11 protein-coding genes and 3 pseudogenes are annotated in these 12,418 nt (G+C 50.4%); 4 read left to right on the top strand and 10 right to left on the bottom strand.

Annotation, left to right across the window (positions count from 1 at the left end; all coding sequences use genetic code 11):
* Window positions 1-341: 341 nt before the first annotated feature.
* Together BLU70_RS14735 and BLU70_RS06750 are read right to left on the bottom strand one after the other, a co-directional pair.
* A pseudogene (locus BLU70_RS14735) lies at window positions 342-527 on the bottom strand (hypothetical protein); the annotation flags it as partial.
* 454 nt (window positions 528-981) lie between these two features.
* Complete coding sequence (locus BLU70_RS06750; protein ID WP_074692839.1) at window positions 982-1,926, bottom strand: LysR family transcriptional regulator; 945 nt, start codon at window positions 1,924-1,926, stop codon at window positions 982-984.
* A 149-nt stretch (window positions 1,927-2,075) separates the two neighbouring features.
* On the opposite strand from BLU70_RS06750, the gene BLU70_RS06745 reads away from it, so the two are divergent.
* The gene (locus tag BLU70_RS06745) at window positions 2,076-3,164 is read left to right on the top strand and encodes a citrate synthase/methylcitrate synthase (protein ID WP_074692836.1); all 1,089 of its coding nucleotides are present in this window, start codon (window positions 2,076-2,078) and stop codon (window positions 3,162-3,164) included.
* A gap of 428 nt (window positions 3,165-3,592) precedes the next feature.
* On the opposite strand, the gene BLU70_RS14355 is transcribed toward BLU70_RS06745, so the two are convergent.
* Window positions 3,593-3,832, bottom strand: a complete 240-nt coding sequence (locus BLU70_RS14355) for a hypothetical protein (RefSeq protein ID WP_143027492.1) — start codon at window positions 3,830-3,832, stop codon at window positions 3,593-3,595.
* A gap of 419 nt (window positions 3,833-4,251) precedes the next feature.
* Between BLU70_RS14355 and BLU70_RS14730 the strand changes: the two genes are divergently transcribed.
* On the top strand, window positions 4,252-4,455 hold the full coding sequence (locus tag BLU70_RS14730; RefSeq protein ID WP_244885135.1) for a site-specific integrase: 204 nt from the start codon (window positions 4,252-4,254) through the stop codon (window positions 4,453-4,455).
* A gap of 23 nt (window positions 4,456-4,478) precedes the next feature.
* Complete coding sequence (locus BLU70_RS14725) at window positions 4,479-4,814, top strand: tyrosine-type recombinase/integrase (RefSeq protein ID WP_244885134.1); 336 nt, start codon at window positions 4,479-4,481, stop codon at window positions 4,812-4,814.
* 23 nt (window positions 4,815-4,837) lie between these two features.
* Here the strand turns inward: BLU70_RS14725 and BLU70_RS14720 are convergent, their stop codons facing one another.
* From BLU70_RS14720 to istA (BLU70_RS06705), 6 genes and pseudogenes are all read right to left on the bottom strand, one after another.
* A complete protein-coding gene (locus BLU70_RS14720) occupies window positions 4,838-4,987 on the bottom strand; it encodes a hypothetical protein (RefSeq protein WP_244885133.1) in 150 nt (49 codons plus the stop codon).
* Window positions 4,988-5,332: 345 nt separating this feature from the next.
* Window positions 5,333-5,437, bottom strand: a pseudogene (locus BLU70_RS14945) (transposase); the annotation flags it as partial.
* 112 nt (window positions 5,438-5,549) lie between these two features.
* Entirely contained in the window at window positions 5,550-6,425 is an 876-nt protein-coding gene (locus BLU70_RS06720; protein WP_074692828.1) for a DMT family transporter, read from the bottom strand.
* Window positions 6,426-6,571: 146 nt separating this feature from the next.
* Window positions 6,572-6,916: pseudogene (locus BLU70_RS06715) on the bottom strand (IS66 family transposase); the annotation flags it as partial.
* A 53-nt stretch (window positions 6,917-6,969) separates the two neighbouring features.
* The gene (istA, locus tag BLU70_RS06710; protein ID WP_218129482.1) at window positions 6,970-7,809 is read right to left on the bottom strand and encodes an IS21 family transposase; all 840 of its coding nucleotides are present in this window, start codon (window positions 7,807-7,809) and stop codon (window positions 6,970-6,972) included.
* Window positions 7,810-7,907: 98 nt separating this feature from the next.
* Window positions 7,908-8,645 carry an IS21 family transposase gene (istA, locus tag BLU70_RS06705; RefSeq protein ID WP_083341178.1) on the bottom strand — a complete coding sequence of 246 codons (738 nt, stop codon included), beginning with the start codon at window positions 8,643-8,645 and terminating at the stop codon, window positions 7,908-7,910.
* Here istA (BLU70_RS06705) and BLU70_RS06700 point away from each other — a divergent pair.
* Window positions 8,644-9,078 (top strand): (deoxy)nucleoside triphosphate pyrophosphohydrolase, encoded by a 435-nt coding sequence (locus tag BLU70_RS06700; RefSeq protein ID WP_244885132.1) that lies wholly within the window; start codon window positions 8,644-8,646, stop codon window positions 9,076-9,078. The two genes, istA (BLU70_RS06705) and BLU70_RS06700, sit on opposite strands and share 2 nt — an antisense overlap.
* On the opposite strand, the gene BLU70_RS06695 is transcribed toward BLU70_RS06700, so the two are convergent.
* Complete coding sequence (locus tag BLU70_RS06695; protein WP_074692878.1) at window positions 9,068-12,241, bottom strand: DUF3427 domain-containing protein; 3,174 nt, start codon at window positions 12,239-12,241, stop codon at window positions 9,068-9,070. The two genes, BLU70_RS06700 and BLU70_RS06695, sit on opposite strands and share 11 nt — an antisense overlap.
* Window positions 12,242-12,418 lie beyond the last annotated feature (177 nt).

Genomic DNA, 12,418 nt, shown 5'->3' with positions numbered 1-12,418 from the left:
GAATCCCCTCAGGAAGCGCTTCGGACCAAGGCAACAATGCCTCGAACGCCGCTTCATCCTGAAAGTGTTAACGCCGGACTATAATTGACTCAGGTTCGCCGGAATGAAAATGACCCACCTCAGTTGAATATCTCTCTTCAGACCTAGCCGGGTTCAGAAGGGAGAGTATCCATGCTGAAAGGTGGATCACTAATGAGCGTACAAGTATACTTGCCCCAGAGTCAACCCAGGCAGGAGGATCGTCCGTGTCAAGTTCCGGTAGGTGAAACCTCACCGTCAAGCATCTATGCAACCGTGAACGGAGACCGCACCAGTTCCCGCAGGACGTACTTGGGGTCTGCTTAACGGTTCATGCACAACCCATGTCGACGATAGCAGCCCAATCGGATCGCCACAGCCACACCAAAAAAGCGTACAAAAAGAAAGCGGAGCCTTCTCTCCAGATTCATCACCAGTAGTTGCATCGTGATGACCGTTTCACTTGTCAAGTGTAGGGCTGCTCGAATCAGACCAAGCCCACACAGGCGCTAGCCCTCATCATCCTCCACATCATGTGCACGGTTTTTAGCGAGTGTCACCCAAAATCCATGCACATGATTTCGACATCAGAGGTTCGGAACCCTTGTCACATAAGGATTTTTCATTCAGCAGCCCCACTTAAAGAGACGGACACACGCACAGCGAGGAGTCGAAACCCACATATCCGCGGTGAGTGTCAAATTGTCGGCACATGGCGGAGCGACTGCCGGAGCAAATCCGCAGACGCGGGAAGCAAGCGTAGCACGAGAAAACGCCCCGCAGGGTTCCCTGGCGGGGCTGATTGTTGTTTATGCATGACTTTCGCATAAAGGGATGGGCAAGCGCAAGGTGCGATGGATTTGACGCTCACTCTTCTACGACAGTTTAGGTTGGGAGTTTTCGAAAGCTCCATGTAAAAGGGTTGGCACATCAGGTGGCCCATACCTTCCGCTCACGGCCCTGCTAGGGTGTGTTCGCACGGCCGCTTTGCGGTTTGACGGTGGATGGCGAGCCGGGGCTTGGGGCACGTTGGCGTACATACGTACAGACAAAGTCCGCGAACAGCCGAGCGAGATCTCGCAGGGTGGATCTATCAGCCACAAGGTAGGTGTGAGTCATGGGCAGAGGCACATCGGCGACCGGAACTTCCTGTATCGTGCCGCGTAAAAGTTCTAGCCGGATAGTGCTAAAGGGGAGGAATGATACGCCCAATCGCCTCGCAATCCAATGCAGTGTCACATGAACCTGACTGACACGCATAGTTCTGAAACGGTACTTCGTACGGAGGTACCATAGTAGCTCGTCCCAATACTCAGGATGATTGTGTGTGAGTACAGGATATCGGCTCAAGAGTTCCGCCGGGTCTGGGGGAGGACTCTCCAAGTCATCTGGTTCTGCGGGTGCCACCAGAACTACCGGATCGGATGCGAGTGGATCACATGCGACCCGTGGATGCTGCACGTACATGCGACTGAGCCCAAAGTCGCAGTCCCCCTGCAGAACATGGTTCAGGATGTCTCGAGATTCAATAATCTGAAACGAAAATTCGACATCTGGATGCTCTTTGGTGAATCGGTGTACGCAGTCCGGTAGAAATGTCGTAGCGATGAGAGGCGAGACGGCTACGGTCAGCGTGTGCTGGTAGCCTTGCTGCCAACGCGCTAGATCTTCCTTGCCCTGTAAACTAGTCTCGATGAGTTGCTCGGCGTACGGTAAAAATCGCCTACCTGCCGCGTTTAGGTGAACGTTGCGTCCTCGTCGTTCGAATAGCGTGACTCCAAGGTGTTTCTCCAACTTGCTGATATGTTGGCTTACTGTGGGCTGAGCAAGATGAAGGCGATCCGCTGTTTCTCGAAAATTCCCCGTCTTTGCAGCGACAGTGAATGTTTGTACCCATTCGAGGAACATGTCCATCCCCCAGTTCCTTTAAATGATTACATTTTGAAATTGAAATGAATTCATAAATCTATTATACATAATCAGATGTATCAGGTAACATCGAGGTGAGGACACAGGGTCACAGCGTATTGGTGAACTCGTTCAAAGGGGGCATTCAGATGACGGATAAAGCGGGACTGGAAGGAGTCGTGGCAGCTCGGACTCATCTCAGTTTGGTGGACGGTGAGCGCGGGTTGCTCGTCTACCGCGGCTACTTAGCAGGCGAACTGGTACGGTCACGGACGTTTGAGGAAGTGGCGCATCTGCTCTGGCACGGCGCTCTTCCATCACACCAGCAACTCGAGAAGACCAGATTATATTTGGCTGAGCACCGTTCCTTGCCCGTGACGGTGCGGCGTGTACTCGAGGGGCTTGATGCAGAGCATGATATGATGAGCGTGCTCCGGACCGCCGTCTCAGCCTGCAGGCCGAGTCAGGAATGGCCGCCGACGGTGGAAGATGCCATGATGTTCACTGCAATGTTGCCCACTGTTATCGCATACCGATGGGCACTACAGTCTGGGCGAGCGCCCATCGAACCGGATCCCGAGTTGTCGCATGTGGCCAACTATCTCTACATGCTAACCGGGAAGCGGCCTGATCCAGCGATTGCCCGTGCTCTCGAAGCGTACATGGTTATCACCATGGAGCACGGTTTAAATGCTTCAACCTTTGCAGCACGCGTCGTTACCTCTACTCAATCTGACATGGCGTCGGCATTGTGCGCTGCACTAGGTGCAATGAAGGGTCCCCTGCACGGCGGGGCGCCTTTGGAGGTCATGGTTATGTTGGAGCAGATCGGGGCCACCGAGCATGCAGAACCGTGGCTTCGGCGGGAGCTTGAGGCGGGCCGGAGATTGATGGGATTCGGGCATCGTGTCTACAAGACACGAGATCCGCGTGCGGTGGCATTACGGTCGGTGGTAGAGTCGCTTCGGACCGGAGATCCCTGGTTCGACCTCGCGGTGCAGGTAGAAGACCTGGCCATTCGCTTACTAGAAGAGTTCAAGCCGGGTCGTCACCTCTACACAAACGTGGAGTATTGGGCTGCGGCGATTCTGGGTACGGTAGGAATCCCCAAGATGCTGTACACCGCAACGTTTTCGGCGAGCCGGTGCGTAGGGTGGACGGCGCACATCCTGGAACAGGCGGAGAACAATCGCTTGATCCGACCTCAATCTGTGTACATCGGACCGATGCCCTCTTGACCGCTTCACGCCGGATGCAGACGGGGTGAACCGCCGCGCGACGGTATGGCGCGGCGGGTGGCCCACAGGAGCCGCCTTTGAGCGAGTGTGCTGGTTCGGTTTGATACTCCAAAGGGTACAAGGATATCAATCATGTCACCATCGCTGTATACGGACTCGAGAATTCCTTCGGCATATACATTCGCATGCTATTATTGTCCTTCATTCCTCCGCAGAAGCGTCAAGCCAAACACACCTAGTTTTCACTCCCGACTTGCCCGATGATACTCCCATAAGCTTTCGCGAGGAATGACCGTGACGAAGCAACAGTTAACCGAACCACTTGGCTGCATTGAAGTCGCAAAGGACTTCTCCGGTGTTGCAAATTGTCGTTATAGAGAAAAAGCCCGGCCGTAAATGCACGGCTGGGTTTGCCCGCTTGTCCTCTACTAGCGCGTTAGCGATTCTAGCGGCAGCGAAATTCTGTCTGGCCCAACGAACTGGCCGTCCCGAAACACGTAGCCCTGGTCGATGAGATCCGTGTATCGGCTTATTACATACTCCCGTGTTTCCAACAACTTGCGAATCGTCTTGCACTCGCACACATTGTACATACGACCATTTGCGTGCAGAATCAGCATATAGCCTCCAATGTCCATGTTGCTGTCGCCACGAACAACGGTCGTCACAGGAAGTACATCCAGCTTCGCATGGTCCCTAAGCTCTCGTGGCTTGCACGGCCACCGAGGGTCAACTCCGTGCTCGTCAAAACGGAGATCTAGCCTCATGTGCATCCAAAACTCGCAGGATGGGCAATGCGCTTGGACGCCGCAACAGAAGTCAAGTTCTAGGACTGCTTGCCCACCACACTCAGGGCATGCCATTTCGACGCTTCGATTACCACTTTCGATCAAATACATCGCGGACTCCTGCGCCAACTCTGTGATTGCAAGGATGTGTTGCATGTCCATTTGCTTGGATCCTGCCGTCAGCTCATCACCCCACACATACGAACGTTTGTTCTGTGTCTATTGTGCAGGCATCAATGTGTTAAATCAAGATTTTAATTATCCTGAACACACAAATTTTAGTAGATGATTTGCACCGAATGCTTCAATACACGCCGAACGACCTCATGGGTCTGCGCGACAGTGCACTTCTGCTGATCGGGTTCGCCGGTGCATTCCGACGCTCGGAAATCGTGGCTCTGAACGTCGAAGACGTCGAGTTCGTACGTGAGGGGCTAGTGATCATGTTGCGCCAGAGTAAGACTGACCAGGAGGGCGAAGGTCGTAAAGTGGCCATCCCCTAGGCTCCTTTATCGAGACCTGCCCGGTGCGCGCGCTCCAAGCGTGGCTAGCGGCGGCAGGGATTGAATCCGGTCCCCTCTTTAGACCATTGAGCAAGACTCATGATGTGCGCAACGCCCGTCTTTCTGACAAGACCGTGGCCCGCGTCGTGAAGCGATATGTACGACTCATTGGCCTCGAACAGCGCCATTATGCTGGCCACAGCCTGCGCGCAGGCCTTGCGACATCCGCCGCGATGGCGGGTGTGTCGGAACGAGACATCATGGCACAGACAGGTCATAAAAGTCCTATGATGGTGCGGAGGTATATACGAGATAGCAACTTGTTTCATGCCAACGCAGCGGCAAGAATTGGGCTGTGATGATTGTCCTCAGCATAAGTACATTACTGTAGTTTTGGTACACGTACATAGTGTACGTATGTTAGAAGCGACGTGGCATATAATTGGGCGACAGACAAGCCGCTGTCGTAGAAGGCAGCGATACGTTCACGCCAAAGTTCACGACGCTCCTGGTGAGACATGTGCTCTCGCATGCAAGAACCCTCCCGCGGCTTGATGAGCCCATTTTCAAACAGCGGGAGGGCAGATACCATGTGGGGGTGATTTGACGGTTACCTTTGTCGGCTGTCCGTGTATCACGACACTGAAGTCGACGGACGAAAATAACTTTCTGCCTCACACGCGATCGCCCATATGAAACCAAGCAACTCTCGTGCTCCAGCAGTAATTGCAACATTGTGATCCTTGCCTCGCGAAACCATCCTGAAGTACTTCCGATGCAATCGATCCTGTGCTCGCCAAGCAATATCTTGGACACGCGGACTCTGTCCTTTCTGGCATCTGCGAAGGTCGCCTTTGAGCGCAGGCTTATAGCGGTAGCTCCAAGCAGCCTCTGTGAGAATTCGCCGAAGATGGGCGTTTCCAGTTTTAGTGATACGGCCTTGCCGACGCCCCTGTCCGCTGGAATATTCTCGGGGTACCATATGCTTCATACATGCGGCTCCTTTCGTACGTGGCTCTGCATTGGACTTTGGTTTCAGTGTAATCTACGGTGTACGAAACGGAGTCGCCTCGTTCATTATGACTACCATATACTTAATTTCGCGTTCTCTTAAAGCGTACATTGGCCACCAGAGCGACACTGGACAAAATGATGAGCAATCCGAGAATGAGCCGGAACGTAATCGGCTCATTGAGGAACAGCCCGCCCCAGATCACGCCAAACACAGGGACCAAGAACGTGACGGTCAATGTTTTCAATGCCCCGACGCTGTGGATGAGAGCAAAATAGAGTAAGTATGCAACGGCTGTGCAAAGTACCGCCAGTCCGAGTACGGAGAAGATGACAACACAAGACGGTATTTCACGAGGAAGCGTTGCCAAGCTAAACGGCAACAAAATTAGACTTGCTGCCAGTTGCTGGCCGATGGCCATGTCCATCGGCTTTTCACCTTTGAAGTTCCGTGACGAAAACACGCCCGCAATGCCGTAGAATAGTGCAGCAAGCAATGAGAACGATGCGGAGAGCCAACGGTGCGAACCGTTACCGCCGGAACTCCAGCCTACCAACACGCCTACCCCGACGATGCCGAGAAGGACGCCGGACAGTTTTTTTAGGGTGAACGGATCTTTAGTCCACAACCACGCAACCACGGCGGTGAACATGGGGGTTGTGGCGTTCAGGATGGCAGCCAATCCGGCATCGAGCCGCAATTCGGCGAAGGATATGAGCGTAAACGGGATGGCGGCGTTGGTCGCGCCGAGCAGGAGGTACTGCCACCACCTGTGTAACACGTGAATCTGGTGTCGGCTTGCCAGTGCAAAGAGGATAAGCGTGATACTCGCCAACAGAACACGAAGTTCGATGAGAACAAGTGACCCCAACACAGGTGCTCCAATTCGCATGAACAAGAATGACCCGCCCCACAATGCGGCCAACAGCAGGAGCATGATGACGTCTTTCAGTTTCATTAACATTCCTCCCACATTACAGAAAAACGTGGCGCACACATTTCCAGTAGTATGATTCCATTTCTGGTAATCATCAACCGAACTACACCTTGCGCATCACATTCACGAAGATGCCCTGCCGTCAATCGGGCAGGGCCTTCGTATTTTCATTTTCTCGCTCGAATCCCTTCAGGGAGCCCTTCTGACCAAGGCAACCATGCCTCGAACGCCGTTTCATCTTTGAGGTCCATGTTCGGCATCCGTTCAAAGAGATATGTCAGATACGCGGTCGGATTCAGTCCATTCTCCTTCGCTGTCTCCACGATGCTGTATGTCACAGCACTGGCCCGTGCTCCACGCGGCGTATTGGCAAAAAGCCAGTTCTTCCGTCCGATCACAAACGGCTTCAATGACCGTTCGCACCGGTTGTTGTCGATCTCCAAATGCCCGTCTTCGACATACCGAATCAGCTTAGGCCACTGCTTCAGGCAGTAACTCACTGCCTGTCCCAACGTAACCGTCAAAACAATCCCACAGAGCGTGCGTTCACCTTACCATTGCTTGATTAGAAATTTTCAAGAAGTGAGAAGACTATCGCATGAAGCACGCACTGATGAAACAGCGTTAAAAATCCCCGACGTATGGATGGGGAAAAACACACGATTTTTTCGGGGATTTTTGCTTGACAAAATACAACCATCCGCTCCACCTTCCCCTTGGTTTGGGGGCGGCTTACCTTACAAAGTTTTGGCGTCAATCCGATGGCGAGCGCAAAATCCTCAAACAACCGGTGCCATTGTGGCGTATGATCGTCGTTCATGCCGAGTACCACCGTTTTCATGTGGTCCGTCAGGGCGACGTTTGGGATACCGCCGAAAAACTCTATGGCGTGCACAAAGCAGTGCAGAAAGCTGTGGATGTCACAGCGACGGGCGAACTCCACGTACATGACGCGCGAGTATCCCAGCACCATGACGAAGACGGCCAGTTTCCGTGCTTGTCCATACTTATCTGTGTAGTCGCACAAGCCCCAATCCACCTGAGCCTGAACACCAGGCTTTGTTTCATATCGCACCTTGGCCTTTGGCAACTGTGGCGAGCGAAACGGGCGGACAAAGTCCTTAATGACAGTAACGTGTCCAGTGTATCCCAACTCTTGCAAACGTCGATACATCACCTCGCAGTTGAACAGCCCCTCTTCCTGCATCCACTGCCGAAGCAAATCTTTATAGGGGTCCAACTTCGAACCACGTTTTGAACGGGGGGTTGGTTCGGGCAGTGCACCGTCACGCAGGTATTTGCGTACGGTGTTGCGGGCATGTCCGGTTTCACGAACAATTTCCCGGATCGACTTCCCTTGAGCATGCAAAGTGTGTAATTTCAATACAGACCCACCCTTCAGCATATAGGTGTCCCTCCGAAAATGTTGCGATTCTCGAAGGGAACTTCGGCGAAGGTGGGTCAATTTCATTCCGTCGATCCTGGGTCAAATTTATCCCGCCGCTAACACTGCAGAAGGCCTGTTTCATACGCACGAACCAGCACACTTTTGCCCACGTACTGCCACGGCACGGAATACAAGCTGGCATTCCACGATATTCGACAGTCATTGAGCACTTTACGTAACGCGGTATATGCTAGTGGATACCGATGATCCGGCAGCCGCTGCAATCTTTCCTCCGTAAACCGAGTCTGTGGGCGCTCATGCGTCGTACCATGGATGCGGACATTGGCCACCGTGTCGCGCCATATGAAGGCTTGCTGATTGACATCTGCCAGGTCGACAAACGTAGTCGGCCAAAAGCTGTCGCGGATGTAGCGAATGGGACGCTCAACCTTGCCCTTCGTGCGGCTGCGATAGGGCCTGCAGGCCTTGGGTACAAATCCATAGTACTTCGCGAAATCCAGGTAAGCTGGTTGCCAATCCACGTGTCCACGCCCGTCGTTAGACAGAACGAGCGGCGCACAGTTGTCACTGAGAACACACTTTGGAACCCCGCCAAAGAACTCAACCGCGTTGCGCAGTGCTTGCAGGATGTGCAACTGGTCGGACGCTTTGATAAACTCCAGGTAGAGCATCCGGGAGTAGGATAGAACCATGGCAAAGCACCATAACGTGCGGCGATTCTCGGTAGTGTCGATATACGGGAATGCACCTAGATCAATCTGGGCCTGCTCACCGGGAGCGGTTTCGAAACGTACCGTTGCCTTGGCAGAGACAACGGGACGAAGTGGGTGCATGAATTCACGAATTCAGGAAAGTGTGGGAGCAAGGATGAATAGTGTAAGCGTTGTTGCTGCGGTCATAAAAAATGAAGAACATGAGATTCTTTGCGCGTTGCGATCTGAATCCATGAGTCTTCCTGGTTTCTGGGAGTTTCCTGGAGGAAAAATCAGGTGTGAGGAAACACCGCAGGAGGCTCTAGTTCGCGAAATTCGAGAGGAGTTGGGTTGCGACATAGAAGTTGGGGGGTTTATCACACAGGCATCGCATGAATATCCAAATGCATTAATAATCTTGTCGACTTATTATGCGAGCATCATGAAAGGGGAGCCCGTAGCTAAAGAGCATGAGCAAATAGTTTGGATGCCTTTGCATAAACTCAAATCTTTAGCTTGGGCCCCGGCAGATATCCCCACCGTGACACTTCTAACAGGTGGTTTTATCGAATGAAGTCGAAATAGATTTCATCAGGAACAGGTTGCTGAAGCCGCCACGTGATATTCATGGGCTGATCTCCGTGACTGGATACATAATCGACTTCCCCTAGGTACATAAATGGTAGAGTGTCACCGTGCATCTTCTCAAATTTGCGAACAAACAAATGGATGTGTATACCTCGCTCCTTGTGGAGGATATAGTCCTGACCACGGTCTGAGTGGTGTGCTGTGGCATTCTGACTTTGCCAATGGAAGTGGTGGTTATCCATGAAAAAATCATGGTACTGTAAATGTTCAGCCACGGAAACGTCTTTATTTAGGTTCACGAACAGTAAATAATGGTTTCTGACTCGACTTACACCTTCACGCCACGATCCTTCTTTGGCGTCTGCTCCGAACAGATAGATTAAATCGTTTCGGGTATAGTTTTGATAGAGTATAACCCCTTGTTGCTGATTAAAAAATACGCTGGGGCGATATGTCCTTCTAAATTCTACAAGTCCATAATGAAGTCGCTTGTTGAGATACTCCCTCATTCTATTCATGTTACATAATTCCAAAAATCTACTATTGAGTATGAAGGATTCGTCACGCATTGTGCCAAACGACCATGTTTTCTTATCCTGAGTGGTTGATAATTTTCGCATTGAGCGTGCGATGTACGAGGCGCAATTCTCTTCATCCAAATCAACACCAAAGAATCCTTGTATATGGGTAATCACTGATGACATAGTTGTATTCCCTGACGTTAATGAACTTTCCAAAATCGCAAAATCGTAGGGCCACTTAACAGGCAACATTTTCTCCAACGTCCTAACGACTTCAAGGGCAAAAGTATTACGCAAAACAGCTTCATCAAACTCATTGGTATCGCCCATTTTCTTCTTGGTTTCCACCCAGGAACCGAACTTAGAAATGAAGAAATGTATCGCTGGGGCATCGTCGGAGTATAGGAAGTCTTGGATTTCAGGCGCTCGCCCAAGCAACTGACGGAAAGAACGGTAGAGATCCTTAAGCATCTCAGTTCGGTCCATCCGTACAGATTCAATTTTCTTCAGAATATGCTCGCGTGTAATCGGCTCCAAATCGACAAAGCAACCGTCCGGAAGGTCTGCAAATTCCGTTTCGACTGCAATTCGCAGCGAATCGCGATCGAAAGCTTTATGATGGAACTGTCCAGACAGTGCTAAGGGGACTACAAATGACTTTTGATAATTCCCTATAAAATCAAGAACTGTAACATACTGTTTTCCGATCGCTTTGCGAAGACCGCGCCCCAACTGCTGAAGAAAAATAGTCGAAGATTCGGTTGGGCGGAGGAACAACAGGAGGTTAACATTGGGAATGTCGATCCCCTCGTTAAAAATATCAACGGTAAAAATAATTTCCAGAGGGTCATGTACGTTTTGTAGCCTCTGAAGCGTTTGTTTGCGCACTTCAATAGAGTCATTTCCAGTCAGCACAGCTGCTTCATAGCCGCGTTGTCGAAATTCTTGAGCCATAAACTCTGCATGTTCAATATTTGCGCAAAAACCGAGGGCAACTCGCTTATTGCCATCATGGCCGTACTTCTCCATCATTTCAATTATGTAATCCGCGCGTTCGTGAGTTGCGAGCGCCCGAGCCAGCTGTGCGACGTCGAATTGGCCATTTTGCGTTGCAATTTTGTCGTAGTCGACCGTTCGATCCGCTAGCCCAAAATAATGGAACGGGACGAGAAGATCGTTTGATAATGCATCGCGAAGACGGATTTCATACACTACGTTATTCTCGCAGAGCTCTAACACATCTCGTCCATCCATGCGTTCCGGCGTGGCTGTAAGACCAAGTAAAAACTTAGGTTGAAAGTAATATATGATTTTTCGGTACGTCTCAGCCTGGGCATGGTGGAATTCGTCTACAATAATGTAATCAAAGTGATTGGGATGGAATCGTGACAATACATCGTCTCGGTGCATTGTTTGTACGGTAGAAAATAGGTATGGTTTATCCCAGACTTTTTCGTTCCCAGTAAGTTTTCCACAGACAGTGGGGTCGCCAATTACATCAATGAATGTTTCCGTGGCGTTTTCAAGGAGTTCTTCTCGATGGGCCAAAAATAACACGCTTTTTGCTCCTTGTTGTTTAACATCGAACGCAGCGAGGTACGTCTTTCCGGTTCCAGTCGCAGCAATAACGACACCCTTTCGGAAGCCGTTTTGACGAGTTTGAGCTAGTGCCCTAAGAGCTTCGCATTGCATTTTATTGGGTTGGAGGAGAGTTTTCTTCCCCTCGTAGCTCACTTTTTGTTCTGCGACTTGTTGTACCGATCTACTCGATACTCGATTGTATTGGTTATACATATGTTCATATTCTTGTAAAACATCTATATCTACAGGAGTGCTCTGGGGCATGTTCCAGATCTCATCAAATTGTTTGCTTACATGTGTGAATACAGGAAAATGTGGAGTGTGTGGGAGTTTTAGATTCCACTCATGGCCCGTTTTAAGTGCTGCGTGAGATAAGTTGGACGAACCGATAATTACTGAATGCAACCCGGATTCGCGTGCGAACATATACGCTTTTGTGTGGAACGACTCTTGTGAAACGTGGTATAGGCGGATTTGGACGTTTTCGTAGTCTAGGAGCCTTCGAAGCGCTTTCGGTTCCGTTATGTACATGTAGTCGGTGGTCAAAATATTCATCGGTTTTCCTTGCCTTAGGCGTTCATCGATCGTGCGTAGTAATAGTTGTATTCCCGACCAGCGTATGAAGCTAACCATGAAATAAATTTGATCTGCTGTTTGAAGTTCATACTTAAGGAACTTAAAAAAATTAGGAGCATATGTTCCGGTAGCATGATTCGAGATAAACGCAGGATGCGCCAAATACATGTCGGGATAAATTGGAATATATTCATCGTCGTAGCGGTACGTAATTGTGGACAGTGGTTTATGGAAAGACGAGTCTTGATTTTCATTGATGATAGACTCAATACCTTGAGTGAGTTTCATCATTTCATCATATCGTTGCTCATTGGCTAGTTTCTGTAGTTTCAATCCAATATCTCGGGTGATTTGTTGTGTTAAAAATTGGGCATATAGATTTGGGGGAACTACGGTTGAGCGCTGGTTTAATTGAGGATACTGTTTATTTGCTTGTTGTAGTTCCTCATAGATCCCTCGTGGCCGATTCATCTTTTTTCTCCCGTAATCTAAGACGTTTTCTAATATGTTTATTATAAGGCGAAGTGTCGAGCCTTGCATTCTAAAGTACACACTCGCAATCCCAAACTACACAAACATCCTCCCACCGCTTGACAAGTACACGTCCAAACAGTGGGAGGATAGTTGGTTGGTTTCGCTTCGGTACAT

Origin of the sequence: Alicyclobacillus hesperidum (genome assembly GCF_900107035.1) — a bacterium.
In the GTDB taxonomy this organism is placed as follows: Bacteria; Bacillota; Bacilli; order Alicyclobacillales; family Alicyclobacillaceae; genus Alicyclobacillus; species Alicyclobacillus hesperidum.
Note: the sequence above shows the minus strand (reverse complement) of the source record. Positions and strands in the feature narration are given on the sequence as shown.

What these genes read in the sequence shown, in the direction of transcription:
- BLU70_RS14730 (WP_244885135.1), top strand. Translation starts at nt 4,252, where the DNA reads ATGCTTCAATACACGCCGAACGACCTCATGGGTCTGCGCGACAGTGCA.
- istA (WP_083341178.1), bottom strand. Translation starts at nt 8,645, where the DNA reads ATGCACCCACTTCGTCCCGTTGTCTCTGCCAAGGCAACGGTACGTTTC.
- BLU70_RS06700 (WP_244885132.1), top strand. Translation starts at nt 8,644, where the DNA reads ATGAATTCACGAATTCAGGAAAGTGTGGGAGCAAGGATGAATAGTGTA.
- BLU70_RS06695 (WP_074692878.1), bottom strand. Translation starts at nt 12,241, where the DNA reads ATGAATCGGCCACGAGGGATCTATGAGGAACTACAACAAGCAAATAAA.
- BLU70_RS06745 (WP_074692836.1), top strand. Translation starts at nt 2,076, where the DNA reads ATGACGGATAAAGCGGGACTGGAAGGAGTCGTGGCAGCTCGGACTCAT.
- BLU70_RS06720 (WP_074692828.1), bottom strand. Translation starts at nt 6,425, where the DNA reads ATGAAACTGAAAGACGTCATCATGCTCCTGCTGTTGGCCGCATTGTGG.
- istA (WP_218129482.1), bottom strand. Translation starts at nt 7,809, where the DNA reads ATGCTGAAGGGTGGGTCTGTATTGAAATTACACACTTTGCATGCTCAA.
- BLU70_RS06750 (WP_074692839.1), bottom strand. Translation starts at nt 1,926, where the DNA reads ATGTTCCTCGAATGGGTACAAACATTCACTGTCGCTGCAAAGACGGGG.
- BLU70_RS14720 (WP_244885133.1), bottom strand. Translation starts at nt 4,987, where the DNA reads ATGCGAGAGCACATGTCTCACCAGGAGCGTCGTGAACTTTGGCGTGAA.